The sequence below is a fragment of the Pantoea sp. E956-1 genome, from assembly GCF_982223955.1.
This window is the reverse complement of the sequence record NZ_CEUYZP010000002.1, coordinates 550,588-563,995: the sequence shown is the minus strand read 5'-3', so window position 1 is coordinate 563,995 and position 13,408 is coordinate 550,588. Positions and strand designations below refer to the sequence as shown.

Genomic DNA, 13,408 nt, shown 5'->3' with positions numbered 1-13,408 from the left:
ACATTGAAGCCGTTGTATGACGATTTGTGGATCTCAACCCCGGAATTTCCGGTGGAAGATGCCGTTAATGACCTGATGATGCATGGCTTTATGCTGCGTCACCCGCGCGGCAATCTGTTGATTGGCCGCGTAGAAAATCCGCTCGATCATGAAGTCATGGCCGATACCGGCGGCGTGATCCGCCACTATCTTACCCACTGGCATGAATCCGCGCCTGGTGCGGCACTGATCCAGCAACGCTTCAGCAGCGCACTTTACTGCCATAGCCGATCGCTGGGGCCCATCAGCCGTTTTGCTGAGCCTGATGACACCTTTTCTCAGCAGGAGACGCACTTCGGGGATTTCCATCTGCTGCCTACGCCAGGACATACACCGGGCAGTTGCAGCTATCTCTACACTTCGCCGCTGGGGCTGACCTATCTGTTTGTTGGCGATACCGTGACGCGTTCGCATGATCGCTGGATCACGGTACTGGTGCCGGACAGTAATCCGGCTGAGCTGAGTCAGACGCTGGAGTTCTACCGCTCGCTGCGTCCCGATGTGGTGCTGATGAGTACCACGCGCGGGCATCTCTCGTGGAAAAAGGTTACGCTGCAGAGCTGGCTGGCCGCGATTGATGAAGCAGAACAGCATCCGCTGGATTTACGTCAGCAACCGCTGTTCTGATTACAGGGTTTTCGTCAGATAATGACGCTGATGATGCCGCGGATAGTTATCCAGGCTGAAGCGCAGCGTATAGCCGAGCTTTTCATAAAACGGTCGCGCCTGAAAACTGGCGGTATCCACCTGCGCAAAGCGACAGCCGCGATCCCGCGCCTCCTGCTCTGCCGCCTGAATCAGCTTGCTGCCCGCCCCCTGCCCGCGCAGCGCCTCACTGACCCACAACATATCGATCCGCAGCCAGTTTCCGGCCGTTGACCCGGTCAGTCCGGCCAGCTTTCTGCCCTGTTCATCACGAATAAACACGCCGATTGACCTGATCTCATCAACATTAATATATTTGCTGTTGAACGCAGTCAGACCCAGCCTGACTTCATCCAGATCCTGCGTCGTGACCTTGTCGGTAATCTCGGGTTGCATAGTGGCTCCAGGTGCAGGGGTTAAGTGTCGGAATGCTGACGATCGTCGTAGCGCTCCAGGCTCAACGCATCAACATCGCGTTTTTCGCTGCGGCTGCAGGGCAGCAGTGTATCGCTGTCACGGTAGACAAAAAAGGTCGCCTGGCTGCGCTGGTTCACAATCAGCTGATCGCCATTGCGAAAGCGGGTAATCGCCACCTTATCGCCCGCCTCCAGGCGGGTACGCTGCTGACCAGCGGCAATCTGGAAATGTCCCGACGGCCACATTAACGTCGTTAACCCATATTCGGCTCGCGAAACGGTCATGGTTGCCCGGCCGGGACAGTTAAGCTGAAATTCAGTCTCGCTCCAGGCGGGTGCGATGTGACAGGCCAGCAGGCCCAGGGCAATTAACACTGCCTTCATGCTGTGTCTCCGCTGATTTTATTAAGAATTTTAAGCTTAACACATCGCAGGACAGAGAAGAGGCGTGGGGTAAGCTGCAGCAAGACCAATGAAAGATAGAATCGGCGTGCGAAGAAATCTGAAAGTTGAGAAAAAATAAAGTAATCCGGCCAGCGTAACAGGCTGCCACACTGACCGGATATGATTATTCGGCTGCCACCTCGGCGGCCACTAACATCAGTGCCAGCCCGGCATTTTCGCTATCATAAGCCTGCATTACTGCACGAATATCCGCTGCACAAGCGATCACCTGTTGCTTCTTATCGGCTTCTGACTGGTCAATCGCATGGCGAATAATCATTAGACTTGCTTCTTCTTCGTTCATCATTTATCCCTGAATTTGCCTAAGTGGTGCGCAAAGGAGCCAAGAATAACGTTTATTGATAAGCAAAGTCACCCTTTTACATTCCTGTTGCTTAACGATTAAACAAATCTCAAACAGGAAGCGCAGCGTAAACTGCTATGATTGAGTAATCAGTGACGCAGCAGGATAGACTCTGCGCCACGAAACTCCCAGGGATTGAAGCAGGTAGAAAATCATGATGCGTCTCAGCATTTTTATCCTCATCGCGATGGTGACTGGATGTTCATCTGGCCCGAAAGGGGTGGAATGTCCGGGTGAGGTCTCGACTATTTATGGTCAGTCTTTGGGGCAGACCCGGGGCGAGATTTTTGATCTGGTTAATAGCTTCACCGTGACCCGGGATAAGGTCAGCATTAAGAGTGGCCCACTGCAGTCGCTTGATCGGTTTAAATATGTTCCCTCCGCCGTCACGCCTGAGGGTTACTACGCGCAGCGCCTGTCAGATAAGCAGTTCCGGCTGATCAACCCTTACCAGGACACCCAAATCACCTGGACCTGTCCATAAGGGATGAATCCTGCTGCCAGATAGTTTATTGTCAGGAAACGTCAAGCAGCAGGTCTCTTCGATGGAAAAGCGTCTGGATAACAACGGTTATATCGACTTCCCCTTCCCCGCCACCCGCAATGCGGATGGCTCAGTGAATCCCTGTGGCTTTGATCTGACCCTGGAAACCGGTCGCCTTGAAGAGATCGCGGTGCTGAACCATTCAGTGAATCTGCGGCGACTGGTCGAGGAGATCAATCTGCAGGAGGGGCTGTTTATGACGCTGGCCTGCGACTGGCAGCAGCAGGCAGATGCGGTCTGTGGCTTTATCGATGTGGCTTTTCGTCCCGACCTGCCGCAGCACGGCTTTGAGGAAGCGCTGCAGCTGGAAGCGAACTTTTATCGCTACCTGACCGGGCAGGAGCAGCAACATCAGATGCCCGCGGAGACGCTGGTCAATTATGCCCGTTCGGTACTCGACTGGAGCTGGTCGCCGCTGCGCCAGCGTCAGCGCGATTATGAAAAAATCACTATTCAGTTCTATTGCCCGCAGGCGGATGACGCCGAATGGTGTTTTGATCATCTGCGTCACTTCCTGGTGAGCGTCTACCCGGCCTGCGTCGCAGCCCGTTCACACTGATCCTTATTGTACCCGGAGTCGCTATGCGTTCTGCTGCGCTGTCTGCTGTCACGCTTTTCTGCTCACTGTTTTTTGCCGCTGCTGCCCAGGCCGATCGCTGCCAGCAAATCCGCGCCGGTCTTGATATCGGTTCCGGCACCACCAAAATTGCGGTAGCCCGCGTCAATGTCTGCCAGCTGCGCATCGAAAAGATGCTGTATCAGGATCAGCGCGCCGTGGCCTGGAACGAAGCCTTAGCGCACTCAACAGATAATCAGCTCAGCCCGGCGATGACCCATGAAGGTGCTGCTGCCCTGCACCAGCTTTTAACGCACGCACAACGCTTTCATCCACAGCGGATCAGCGGCGTTGCCACCGCAGTGTTTCGCAACGCCAGCAACGGTCAGGCGGTCATTGATCAGTTGCAGCGCCAGACCGGTGCGCAAATCAGCATCATCTCGCAGCAGCAGGAAGCGAAACTTGGGTTCCTCTCTGCCAAAGCCGCGCTTAACGATCCGGCGATCCGTGATGAGCAGTTGCTGGTCTGGGATATTGGTGGTGGCTCGATGCAGATGACCGCCTGGCGACAGCAGGCGGGTAAGCCGGTTGCGGATATCTATCAGGGCAAACTGGCCTCGGTAACGCTGAAAAACTTTATTCTGACGGTGCTGAAGAACAGCCCGGAGGCCAAATCCCCCAACCCGATTGGTTCCTGGCGGCAGTCGGTGCTGCGCTTTGTGCAATTTTATGCCACTAATGAGGTCAGCCCGCAGATTAAACAGGATGTGGCGAGCCGTCAGGTCATTGGCATCGGCGGCGTCCATGGTTTTTCTATCCGCAATCAGTTACCGGGCAAACCCCATCGCTACAGCCTGACGACATTAAGTCAGCTGTCGCAGCAGCAGGTCTGGAAAGGCGATAGTGAACTCCCGGGCGACTACCGGGCCACTGATGTCAGTAATCTGTTACTGGTTGAAGGTTATATGCAGGCGCTGAAAATTAATGAGGTCACGATTGTTGAGGCCAGTCTGATTCAGGGTGTGTTGCTGCAGTAGCGCAGCGTTTACGCACTATGCTACACCTCAGGCTTAACCAGCCGGATAGCATGATCCAGCATTCTCTGCTCATCGCGTTCACTGTGCGCGCGCTGCTGACGTATACGTTTAAGCAGGTCGTAGATTTCGCCACGGCGGGTGTCATGGCCGCGCTCCGACAGCACAATGACCGCATCGCCAATTACCCGGCAGACTTCGTCATAGTCGTCATCATTCAGTGCATCACGTTTCATTGCTTATCCTCCGGCTGTAGCTGTAGCTTTACCTATGGCTGTGGCAGCGCCTGAGTGCGCCTCTCTTTGCAAAGGCTAGACAGTAAATCCCTTACCCGCAAACGCAGCGCCATTAACAGCCAGAAATGATTTTTTAGCCCATTTTCCTCCGCTGGAGGAGCAGAATTCACTATCTTTGCTACGCTTTGAGGGTCTCACTCAAAACCAAGGAGCAATAAATGTCAGGAAAAATCGAAGATAAAGTAAAAGAAGCCGCTGGCGCAGTTCAGGAACAATGGGGTGCAGCAACCGGTTCATCTGAGCATCAGGCTAAAGGCGCAGCACGCCGTTACACCAACCAGGCAAGCTATGCTGCCCGCGATGCTGCTGACTGTATCAAGGATCAGGTTCAATCCAATCCTGTTGCAGGTCTGGCCGTTGCTGCAGGCGTTGGCGTATTTATCGGCTTCCTGCTGGGCCGCAAGTAATAGCGCTGAACGTCAACAGAACGGGAGCCACTGGCTTCCGTTTTTTTTTGCCTGGATGCTTTTCGCCGGCTGAGAAACATCTGAAAGATAAGCCTTTTCAGGTCGGATTGCGGTAAGTATCTATGCTTAGTCTGGTTTCGTCTCTTTCTGACAACATCAAGGTGACCTTATGAAAACAATTCCTGCCCTGCTGCTGGTTGCAGCGACCTTAACTTCTCTGGCGGGCTGCTCGCAGAAGAGCGACGCGATTAAAGATGATGGCCGCCCTCATGCACCCAGCGGTCAGTCGTCACCGGGCGGTACGCTGGGTTCAGGCCCGGTGGGTCAGCCACAGTCGTAATTCCCTGCCCCGGCACACGTGCCGGGTTTTTTTTATCGTGTATTTTGCAATACCTAGGGCTCATATAATAATTCTGCTAATAATTAACCTGCTATTAGTTTTCCATAGAATTACAAGCCGCAATGATTCATTAATAAAAGTGCACATAAAACACCTTCCAAATAACAAAAAATTAAAGTTCATTTTTATTTAAACCACAAAGCGAGCGTATCTCAAACAAAAACTCAATGACTGAAAAAAACATCCTGTCATAATGAACTTTCTCTGTAGCGTTAATCTCTAACACTCCATAATATTTCCCTGTTAATAGCATTGGTAAATTGAAGAGAATTCAGACGTGAAGAAAAAAAAGATTTATCTGATAGACCGACTTTTAACGCTCTATTCTCGATTTTCCAGCAGAACAAAACCGCAGGCCTTGCACGACCTGGCCCCACAAACAGTAGTGATTTACTCCACCACGGCACTGGGCGATTTTCTGATGAATACGCCGGCTATCTGGAGCCTGAAAAATCGCTTTCCCACCAGCAAGTTTATTCTGGTTTCCAGCAAGAAAAATAAAGACCTTGTCAGCCGTTATAACTGGTTTGATAAGATCTATATCTGGGATAATAAACTGGCGAATTTCCTGCCGCTCTTTTTCAAACTGCGCCGCCACAAACCTGACCTGTCAGTAACATTACACGCGCATTTCCCCTACGATATTATGAGCTCGGTTCTGACCGGCAGTAAGGTGATTGTGCGCGATCATTACGGCCGCGAGTCGCCTCTGCTAAATAAATATCTCGATCACTATTCAGGCTATTTTGATGACCATACCATCAAGCGTAAGCTGAAACTGATTGAAGTCCTGGGCGCAGAGACAGAGCAGACCCGGATGCACCTTCCAGAACTGAACAACAGTCCGACTGCAAAGGCTGACCATCGCCGTATCGGTTTTCAGTTAGGGGCATCAAAAGATATTCGCCGCTGGCCGCTGGCCTCCTTCAGCCAGCTGGCGACAGCCTTGCTTGAACGCTGGCCTGACACGGAAATTATCGTTACCGGCACCGCCGCTGAGCAGCCTCTTGAGCAGGAGTTTATTGAAAGCCTGCCACTGCACTGCCGTCAGCGTGTGACGCCGATGGCGGGGAAAACGAATCTCAGCGGCCTGATTAGCCTGATTCGCACGCTGGATGTGCTGGTTACCGGGGACACCGGTCCACTGCACATCGCCGTGGCCGCACAGACGCCGACGGTCAGCCTGTTCTCCACCGCCAATCCGCGCTATACCGGCCCCTGCCAGGACAGCGATCGCCACATCATTATTCACCGCCCGGATAAAACTGCCTCACAGCATCCGATGGCAACGATCAAGGCCGATGAGGTCGTGCAGGCCGTGGCGAAGCTGGTGGGGTAATGAACGACCTTTCTCAAGCTATCATTGCGTTGATTGAGTACCACAATCAGCCAACCGCGCTGGGCGGGTTCCGCAAAGTGGAGCGTGCAGGTTTTCATCTGCAGCAGTTACCGCTGAGTGAGGTGGATTTTGCCATTCTGATGAGTGATTTTTTTATCACTTTCGGCGTCTGTTCAGAACACTATGATGACGCCCGCTATTTTCCGGAGCCGCGCCGACGTCGCTTTGCAGTTGCAAGCTGGTTTACTGCGGGCACAGCACGGCCTTATCGTCCACTGACGGTCGCCATGCTGTGTGAAGCGGCCAGACTGGGACGCTGGCCTGAAGAGGATTACTGAGTAAGGGTATGGGCGAAGGCCTCATAGACCTCGCTGCTGCTCAGCGCATTGACCTCACGTGACGCCGGTTGCAGCACCTGATAGTTAACCTGCCACGGATGCCAGCACGCCGGATCGCTGTCGCCAAACAGCGCGACGACCGGCAATCCCAGCGCCGCACCAATGTGCATTGCCCCGCCATCACTGCTCACCAGCCCCTGACACAGCGACATTGCTGCAATTAACTGCGGCAGGCTGGTGGTTGCCACCGCCTTGATCGGCAGATGCGGGCAGAGCGCCATAATTTCACGCGCTTTTTCATCATCTCCCGGATGACGCGGATTATCACGGCTGCCGGGTGACCAGAGCAGCATAATCTGGCAGGGATGACGCGCCGCGATTTTTTCAGCCAGCCCGGCAAACCGCGCGGCTTCCCACTGCTGACTCGGCTTGCGGGCGCTGATTTGCAATGCATAGACCGGAACAGCGGGATCAATCGCACAGGTGTCACGCAGGCTGGCCGCGATTGCCGCATCCGGCAGCAGCGTCAGTTTGCCTGGCGCTGTGGCGCTGAGATTGAAAGGCCGCCCCAGGCTAAACAGGGTTTCACTGATATGACACGGCGACTGGCTGGGTGGCGGCAACAGATCGGTAATCAGCGGATGGGGATGACCCAGTGCGATCACTCTGGCGGGACGCACTGTTTTAACCCACTTCAGGCCATGCTGATCCCAGCGGCTTTTTGCCAGAATCACCACATCGTAACGCTGTTTTTTCAGCGTCAGCATCAGCTTCAGTCGCTGTAAGAGACAGGCCAGCCGTCCCTGCCCTGCCTCACGGTGATGCAGTTTGGTGTAATAGAAGAGCTGCCGGATATCGGGATTATGCTGCAAAACTGGCGCAGCGTAATTGTTGGTCAGCACATCGACCTGATGCTGGCCCGACTGCGCCAGCGCACTGATCAGCGGCGTGGTCAGTAAGGTGTCGCCAATATTATCCCGACAAATAATTAAAATCCGCATGTCTGACATCCTCTGCGCACTGGCTAAACATGAAACTCATCACGGGGTTTCCCGCTGATGGGATAAACGCGACGGCATACGTCAGCCATTAGTCAGCGTAGATTGCGGATGGTTCCCTCACGGGAATAGCAGAAATAGATCAGGCTGGGGAGAGAGAAGACAGGCGGCAGAACTGACAGAACAAGAAAAGAAGCATGCCCCATCCGGCGCTTATCTCCGGCACTCGCAATGGCTTAGCTCTTGAAGGGGCGTAAGAATCATCTCATTATGCGGCACGGCGGACTTAACAATAATTGCTGCTGTGACTATTAATCTGCAAAGCAGTTTACATCAGGTTGCCTGGTCGACAATCGCTGGGCCTCGTGTCAGGAAGCGGCTTTTACGCTTTGGTTGATATCGTATTTAGCGGCAGCCTGTCATCATCCGCGCTCGGTAAAAAACTGCGCCAGATAGAAGGAGACCCGGTGCCTTATAAGTATTTTATTTATATCATCTCCACACTGGCGATCTTGCTGAGTTATCTGACCTTACCGGGTATCCTCGATCAGGTAAGAAACAATCCGCAAATTGCCTATCTGACTGCACATCCCGACACCGCGTTTACACTGTTCAGTCAGTGTCAGCGTAAAGTGACTGATGTGGCCCGTTGTTACAATGCCTACAGCGCCGCGGTAGCGCTTGCAGACAGGCATAACTGTTCTGATGACGGTCTGAAACTCAGGTTCAGATTCAAACGGCTGACCGAACATGCCGCAGACGACGTGATTAAAGCTGAATTGAAAAAAGACTGTCCAGACCGTGACAGGTCTGATTCACGTTTCCCTGCTCCGTAACGTCAGAGATAGAAAAAATGGCACACTGTGAGGGAACCCTTCTCCTTCCGGTGTCAAAGAGTAGCGGGTTCCCTTAAAACCGGTTTAACTGACTTTTATGTCAGTGAGTGCCCGTCCAGCGCAGGCATTCGACCAGAACAATAGCGACCGCAACTAAAGCAAGCGTGACAAAGATTTGTTTCCACACCCCTACCTGCAGAAAAAACACTTCACGTTCATCACGAATCTGTTTCTCCATGGCCTGCATTGTTTCCTGATGCAGTTGGCAAATAAGTTTCAAATCTTCATCCTGTCTCACTTCATCCAGCCCTCAAATTGGCCATTTTGCATTAATGCGACTTTACCGTTTTTGTAAAAAATTACATTACTGATACCTGTCGCAAAGACCTGATTCCCTTTATTTTCTTCAGTCATTACGGCCGGTTTACCGTCTATGCTCACAATGCCCAGCTTATCGCGGGAGACGACCACGTCTTTATAGCGCCACGTTTTAGCAGCAGACTTGTGCGCTTCCTGGGCGAACTGTGCATTTTCCAGGGCCTGTTTCTCGGCTACGCCCACCATCGTAACGTGCCGGTTCTGTTCAGCCAGATAGCACGCATCACGGGTTACGCCCTGTGCTTCGCACTCGGCCATACGAGAAGCGGAAGACGAGCAACCGGTCAGCGCAAGTAGTGCACCTGCAATCAACAATTTTTTCATGTTACAGCCCTATTTTGGTTCAAACGTTAATGAAATTTCGTCAGGCATGCCCGCAGGTAATGGCAAGAGGTAATCATGCTTGTTTCACATGTTCAACAGACATTTCATCGTTCGTTTTCGTATAGCTGACACAGCCAGCAATAGGCGCGAAAACCCCGGTTTTCCGGGCGGGTTTACACAGTACGATACCGCCATAGCAATCGAAACGGCTGCAGGTCTGTTCATTCTGAACATTGCAGGGCCATAATATGCTGCTATTCAGCAGGCAAATCCCATTCGCGCCTGAGTGTGCCTTTAAGCTGCACTCAGTGAAGCCTTGCACGTTCAGCAATAGTGTGAGGGACGCCGGCCGCAACAGCCACAGCGCGGCGTTCAGTACAAACAGGACACTCGCATGGTTCCCCCCTGCGCAGGACGCTGGACGCTGCCGCAGCCATTGCCGCCACGGCTATCGCCTGGAAATCGTCGGCGACCTTCACATTAACCTTCATCGCTTCACCCTCGTCTTGCTGTGTGCAGTTCAGTACTTCAACAGCGCGCCCTTCAGCGTCAGTTGCTGTAATAACGATTTGAACGGACATCCCCTTACTCATAATCATTTGGAACCTCTGATATCAGGTGAACAGATGGCGTCAACCTATGTCGAAATAGACTTGATCATTTTTTCCGCCGCTACCCATGGAATGGCGTATTTATGCAAGCCATTTCCCCCACTCACGGTGGTGACGTTCGCAGATCACTTTACTCTGCTGGCGCCTTACTCCGGCCCAGGGTTCGCAGGTTCACCACATGACTTCCTGCTGTAGGTATCAATGGGTAAACCGTCCAGAATTTAAGTTGCGCAACTGTGAGCGCATGCTTTTTGTGCTGTGTGACTAACTCAGTGCCATTTGCATGCACCATCAACCACGCTTTTACTTTTTCAGTATTCATCACATCTCTACCTCAATTGCTTGGATAATGTCACGACGCTCAAAAAAATGAATAAACCCAGCATGAAAACAGTACATGCTGCCAGAAGAGCCCTCTCACTCCAGCGCATTAACCGTGCGCTATTAATCAATCCATGACCCTGATGAAAAATGAAAACCTGACAAACCCCTAAAGTTCTTAATAGCGAATCCTTGCGCAATAAACGATAACGTTGTTGCCAGACAGAGCGCCAGAAGCCGAATAAACCTAACCAATTATTACAGCGCCAATAAACCGGAATTAGCCCCTGATGTTCATATTCCACTTGCTCACGCTGGCAGCACCGATTAAAACAGCCCGCCGAAGCGGGCTATTTTCAGAAATCGCCGTGTATACCAGCGCCTGCCATCCAGCCACCGTAAGAATTGGTAGAAGCCTGGAAGGAGACGGCAGCGTGTTCGGTTACACCTTTCTGAATACCTGCCGCGAAGCCTGCACCTTCGCCGTTTGCAGTGCCGGTAGAAAGCGCCCAGCTGTCATGATTCGCATCAAAATGCAGTGAAGACATAGCAGCGGCATTATCGCCAATTTGCTTGATCTTCTTGCTGTTTTCATCGATACGATCGGCGTTGTGCTTGATGTTTTTCTCAGCACTATTAAGACGTGCGCTATTTTGATCAATACGAGTGCTGTTGTGCTGGATATTTTCTCGGTTTGTACTGATGCCTTGTCCATTGGTATCAATACGAGCGGCATTGTTCTGGATGCTTTCGCGGTTGGTATTAATATTTTGCCCATCAGCATCAATGCGGGCTGCATTGTTCTGGATGCTTTCGCGGTTGGTATTAATATTTTGCCCGTCAGCATCAATGCGGGCTGCATTGTTCTGAATAGCTTCGTCAGTAACTAAGCGGTTGGCTTCAACAGCCGATGTCTGTAATGGTGTTTGGGTGGCTGCTTGATCACGAGGAGGCGTGGCCTGCACAACCTGCTGCGCAGCGACAGGCACCGTCCGGGCGACCGGCACGGACTGCGGACGCGGCGGCGTGGCCTGCGGGATCAGCTGCGGTGCGACAGGCACCTTCTGGGCAACCGGCACGGACTGCGGACGCGGCGGCGTGGCCTGCGGAACCTGCTGCGGGGCGACAGGCACCTTCTGGGCGACCGGCACGGACTGCGGACGCGGCGGCGTGGCCTGCGGAACCTGCTGCGGGGCGACAGGCACCTTCTGGGCGACCGGCACGGACTGCGGACGCGGCGGCGTGGCCTGCGGGATCAGCTGTGGTGCCACAGGCACCGTCCGGGCAACCGGCACGGACTGCGGACGCGGCGGCGTGGCCTGCGGGATCAGCTGCGGTGCCACAGGCACCGTCCGGGCAACCGGCACGGACTGCGGACGCGGCGGCGTGGCCTGCGGAACCAGCTGCGGTGCCACAGGCACCTTCCGGGCGACCGGCACGGACTGCGGACGCGGCGGCGTGGCCTGCGGGATCAGCTGCGGGGCGACAGGCACCTTCCGGGCGACCGGCACGGACTGCGGACGCGGCGGCGTGGCCTGCGGGATCAGCTGTGGTGCGACAGGCACCGTCCGGGCGACCGGCACGGACTGCGGACGCGGCGGCGTGGCCTGCGGGATCAGCTGTGGTGCCACAGGCACCGTCCGGGCGACCGGCACGGACTGCGGGATCAGCTGCGGTGCCACAGGCACCGTCCGGGCGACCGGCACGGACTGCGGACGCGGCGGCGTGGCCTGCGGAACCAGCTGCGGTTGCGGTTTGGCTATTGGTGTAGCCTGCGGGATCGCCATTGGGGCAACAGAATTATTTAAATCAAAGGAATAATTCATATTTCGGCTGGCTTCAATATGTTTGAATTCCGCCTGCTGTTCAGCATTCATTGTCGTCCAGACATTGCGAGCTACATCATAATCCATCTGCCCGTCAGCAATCGTGTTATACAGGCTTTGTACTGAACCCGAAAAAAAAGCGTTCGCATTTGCATCGTTTGCCATGAATCCGCTGCAGATCGCACAAATAGCCACAGCCATAATTGATTTATTCATTAATATGAACTCGCTAAAGTTGATTTATGTCAAGATTGGTAAATCACAAATGGATATCTGTCTTCTGGCCCGCCAGCCATTTGGTCAGAATCCCTGGAAGGCCTCGTCTTAACCGACGAGGCCTTTTTACATAGAGTTGAAAACGTTTTATTAAGTCTCTGAATTTCGCCTTATAAAATTTTCATTACCGCCGGTTTTAATTTTAAAGACCTGATTTAATTTGCCTAAAGTCTGATCATCCCTTCCAGCTCACCGATTATTCAGATGAACCACAGGTTGTATCCTGACGACGGTTAAATCTTTGTACGTCATGGAAGAGAATCCTTTCCTGAGAGGCCCGACTCCGCAAGTAAAAACAGTATGTGCCTCACTTTGTAGAGCAATTCGCCCATGCTTTGATTGACGACGAGAAGCTCACTACAAATAACTGCCTCTCTGTTTTGATTTCGCTATGCTGCCCAAAAAAAGCGGAAGAATAAATATCGTCACCTTTGTTCGGCGTGAGAATAAATAAGCTAAATAATAAAGCTGTAGCGGTTTTGTAATCGATTACAGTGATATTAACAACGTGACTTCAGCAATGAAAATGTTGCATTAACTCAGTGACAGCTCTTAAAAGCTGAATAAATGATGTATGCGCCTGGCTTTTTTTTCGCTGCATCGTAAAGTGGCCAGGAAACAGCTAAATCATGTATACCGGACTGATGAATTAAGGCCAACAATGAAAAGTGTGAAAGCGATTACACATGACATCTTAGCAGCGCCGTGCAACTCATAGCGGGCAATCTACCCCTCAAGATGCCAATGAAACATGATCCCGATCAATCTTTTATATCGACCAAATGAATGCGATTACACGCATGTTTTAATCACTTGTTTTGTAAAGAGAAATATAATGCAAAAAGTGCTATTTGACACTCTTTGTTGCCATATCATAAATATCGGGTGGCACCTGTTTTATCGCTAACACGACAACACGGGTAAAGTATGGCGAGTAAAAACAGAGAGTGCAGACCTGACCATTTCTGTGCTTTTCCATTGTTTCGGAACAGTAACCTGACCTTCTCTGCATTACT

The 13,408-nt window shown here is 52.6% G+C and carries 18 protein-coding genes; 9 read left to right on the top strand and 9 right to left on the bottom strand.

Annotation, left to right across the window (positions count from 1 at the left end; genetic code table 11):
* Positions 1–3: 3 nt before the first annotated feature.
* Positions 4–666, top strand: a complete 663-nt coding sequence (locus AC0T7J_RS10175) for an MBL fold metallo-hydrolase (RefSeq protein WP_010246210.1) — start codon at positions 4–6, stop codon at positions 664–666.
* On the opposite strand, the gene AC0T7J_RS10170 is transcribed toward AC0T7J_RS10175, so the two are convergent.
* The 3 genes from AC0T7J_RS10170 to AC0T7J_RS10160 form a co-directional block, all read right to left on the bottom strand.
* Entirely contained in the window at positions 667–1,080 is a 414-nt protein-coding gene (locus tag AC0T7J_RS10170) for a GNAT family N-acetyltransferase (RefSeq protein WP_473793857.1), read from the bottom strand.
* Between the two features lie 20 nt (positions 1,081–1,100).
* Complete coding sequence (locus AC0T7J_RS10165) at positions 1,101–1,484, bottom strand: hypothetical protein (protein WP_473793856.1); 384 nt, start codon at positions 1,482–1,484, stop codon at positions 1,101–1,103.
* A gap of 184 nt (positions 1,485–1,668) precedes the next feature.
* Positions 1,669–1,848, bottom strand: coding sequence for a hypothetical protein (locus AC0T7J_RS10160; protein ID WP_473793986.1), 180 nt, complete (start codon positions 1,846–1,848; stop codon positions 1,669–1,671).
* Positions 1,849–2,062: 214 nt separating this feature from the next.
* Between AC0T7J_RS10160 and AC0T7J_RS10155 the strand changes: the two genes are divergently transcribed.
* The 3 genes from AC0T7J_RS10155 to AC0T7J_RS10145 all read left to right on the top strand — a co-directional run bounded on the left by AC0T7J_RS10155 (position 2,063) and on the right by AC0T7J_RS10145 (position 4,045).
* A complete protein-coding gene (locus AC0T7J_RS10155) occupies positions 2,063–2,392 on the top strand; it encodes a hypothetical protein (protein ID WP_473793855.1) in 330 nt (109 codons plus the stop codon).
* Between the two features lie 61 nt (positions 2,393–2,453).
* Entirely contained in the window at positions 2,454–3,011 is a 558-nt protein-coding gene (locus AC0T7J_RS10150) for a hypothetical protein (protein ID WP_191922528.1), read from the top strand.
* A 23-nt stretch (positions 3,012–3,034) separates the two neighbouring features.
* Complete coding sequence (locus tag AC0T7J_RS10145; protein WP_473793852.1) at positions 3,035–4,045, top strand: Ppx/GppA phosphatase family protein; 1,011 nt, start codon at positions 3,035–3,037, stop codon at positions 4,043–4,045.
* Positions 4,046–4,065: 20 nt separating this feature from the next.
* On the opposite strand, the gene AC0T7J_RS10140 is transcribed toward AC0T7J_RS10145, so the two are convergent.
* Positions 4,066–4,278, bottom strand: coding sequence for a DUF2767 family protein (locus tag AC0T7J_RS10140; RefSeq protein WP_039391636.1), 213 nt, complete (start codon positions 4,276–4,278; stop codon positions 4,066–4,068).
* A gap of 218 nt (positions 4,279–4,496) precedes the next feature.
* Between AC0T7J_RS10140 and AC0T7J_RS10135 the strand changes: the two genes are divergently transcribed.
* The 4 genes from AC0T7J_RS10135 to AC0T7J_RS10120 all read left to right on the top strand — a co-directional run bounded on the left by AC0T7J_RS10135 (position 4,497) and on the right by AC0T7J_RS10120 (position 6,822).
* Entirely contained in the window at positions 4,497–4,745 is a 249-nt protein-coding gene (locus AC0T7J_RS10135) for an ElaB/YgaM/YqjD family protein (RefSeq protein WP_010246235.1), read from the top strand.
* A 169-nt stretch (positions 4,746–4,914) separates the two neighbouring features.
* Positions 4,915–5,085 carry a hypothetical protein gene (locus AC0T7J_RS10130; protein WP_010246238.1) on the top strand — a complete coding sequence of 57 codons (171 nt, stop codon included), beginning with the start codon at positions 4,915–4,917 and terminating at the stop codon, positions 5,083–5,085.
* Between the two features lie 337 nt (positions 5,086–5,422).
* Positions 5,423–6,484 carry a glycosyltransferase family 9 protein gene (locus AC0T7J_RS10125; protein WP_191922526.1) on the top strand — a complete coding sequence of 354 codons (1,062 nt, stop codon included), beginning with the start codon at positions 5,423–5,425 and terminating at the stop codon, positions 6,482–6,484.
* The gene (locus AC0T7J_RS10120) at positions 6,484–6,822 is read left to right on the top strand and encodes a DUF1493 family protein (protein ID WP_137244640.1); all 339 of its coding nucleotides are present in this window, start codon (positions 6,484–6,486) and stop codon (positions 6,820–6,822) included. Before AC0T7J_RS10125 ends, AC0T7J_RS10120 begins: the two co-directional genes overlap by 1 nt.
* Here the strand turns inward: AC0T7J_RS10120 and AC0T7J_RS10115 are convergent.
* Entirely contained in the window at positions 6,816–7,823 is a 1,008-nt protein-coding gene (locus tag AC0T7J_RS10115) for a glycosyltransferase family 9 protein (protein WP_473793848.1), read from the bottom strand. The two genes, AC0T7J_RS10120 and AC0T7J_RS10115, sit on opposite strands and share 7 nt — an antisense overlap.
* 362 nt (positions 7,824–8,185) lie before the next feature.
* Between AC0T7J_RS10115 and AC0T7J_RS10110 the strand changes: the two genes are divergently transcribed.
* Positions 8,186–8,656 (top strand): hypothetical protein, encoded by a 471-nt coding sequence (locus AC0T7J_RS10110; RefSeq protein ID WP_473793846.1) that lies wholly within the window; start codon positions 8,186–8,188, stop codon positions 8,654–8,656.
* Between the two features lie 100 nt (positions 8,657–8,756).
* On the opposite strand, the gene AC0T7J_RS10105 is transcribed toward AC0T7J_RS10110, so the two are convergent.
* The 4 genes from AC0T7J_RS10105 to AC0T7J_RS10090 all read right to left on the bottom strand — a co-directional run bounded on the left by AC0T7J_RS10105 (position 8,757) and on the right by AC0T7J_RS10090 (position 12,281).
* A complete protein-coding gene (locus AC0T7J_RS10105; protein WP_473793844.1) occupies positions 8,757–8,936 on the bottom strand; it encodes a hypothetical protein in 180 nt (59 codons plus the stop codon).
* Between the two features lie 14 nt (positions 8,937–8,950).
* The gene (locus tag AC0T7J_RS10100; protein ID WP_473793842.1) at positions 8,951–9,358 is read right to left on the bottom strand and encodes a hypothetical protein; all 408 of its coding nucleotides are present in this window, start codon (positions 9,356–9,358) and stop codon (positions 8,951–8,953) included.
* Positions 9,359–10,099: 741 nt separating this feature from the next.
* On the bottom strand, positions 10,100–10,291 hold the full coding sequence (locus tag AC0T7J_RS10095; RefSeq protein WP_473793840.1) for a hypothetical protein: 192 nt from the start codon (positions 10,289–10,291) through the stop codon (positions 10,100–10,102).
* A 355-nt stretch (positions 10,292–10,646) separates the two neighbouring features.
* Positions 10,647–12,281, bottom strand: a complete 1,635-nt coding sequence (locus AC0T7J_RS10090) for a hypothetical protein (protein WP_473793838.1) — start codon at positions 12,279–12,281, stop codon at positions 10,647–10,649.
* Positions 12,282–13,408: the final 1,127 nt, after the last annotated feature.

What these genes read in the sequence shown, in the direction of transcription:
- AC0T7J_RS10170 (WP_473793857.1), bottom strand. Translation starts at nt 1,080, where the DNA reads ATGCAACCCGAGATTACCGACAAGGTCACGACGCAGGATCTGGATGAA.
- AC0T7J_RS10165 (WP_473793856.1), bottom strand. Translation starts at nt 1,484, where the DNA reads ATGAAGGCAGTGTTAATTGCCCTGGGCCTGCTGGCCTGTCACATCGCA.
- AC0T7J_RS10160 (WP_473793986.1), bottom strand. Translation starts at nt 1,848, where the DNA reads ATGAACGAAGAAGAAGCAAGTCTAATGATTATTCGCCATGCGATTGAC.
- AC0T7J_RS10155 (WP_473793855.1), top strand. Translation starts at nt 2,063, where the DNA reads ATGATGCGTCTCAGCATTTTTATCCTCATCGCGATGGTGACTGGATGT.
- AC0T7J_RS10150 (WP_191922528.1), top strand. Translation starts at nt 2,454, where the DNA reads ATGGAAAAGCGTCTGGATAACAACGGTTATATCGACTTCCCCTTCCCC.
- AC0T7J_RS10145 (WP_473793852.1), top strand. Translation starts at nt 3,035, where the DNA reads ATGCGTTCTGCTGCGCTGTCTGCTGTCACGCTTTTCTGCTCACTGTTT.
- AC0T7J_RS10140 (WP_039391636.1), bottom strand. Translation starts at nt 4,278, where the DNA reads ATGAAACGTGATGCACTGAATGATGACGACTATGACGAAGTCTGCCGG.
- AC0T7J_RS10135 (WP_010246235.1), top strand. Translation starts at nt 4,497, where the DNA reads ATGTCAGGAAAAATCGAAGATAAAGTAAAAGAAGCCGCTGGCGCAGTT.
- AC0T7J_RS10130 (WP_010246238.1), top strand. Translation starts at nt 4,915, where the DNA reads ATGAAAACAATTCCTGCCCTGCTGCTGGTTGCAGCGACCTTAACTTCT.
- AC0T7J_RS10120 (WP_137244640.1), top strand. Translation starts at nt 6,484, where the DNA reads ATGAACGACCTTTCTCAAGCTATCATTGCGTTGATTGAGTACCACAAT.
- AC0T7J_RS10115 (WP_473793848.1), bottom strand. Translation starts at nt 7,823, where the DNA reads ATGCGGATTTTAATTATTTGTCGGGATAATATTGGCGACACCTTACTG.
- AC0T7J_RS10100 (WP_473793842.1), bottom strand. Translation starts at nt 9,358, where the DNA reads ATGAAAAAATTGTTGATTGCAGGTGCACTACTTGCGCTGACCGGTTGC.
- AC0T7J_RS10095 (WP_473793840.1), bottom strand. Translation starts at nt 10,291, where the DNA reads ATGAATACTGAAAAAGTAAAAGCGTGGTTGATGGTGCATGCAAATGGC.
- AC0T7J_RS10090 (WP_473793838.1), bottom strand. Translation starts at nt 12,281, where the DNA reads ATGGCAAACGATGCAAATGCGAACGCTTTTTTTTCGGGTTCAGTACAA.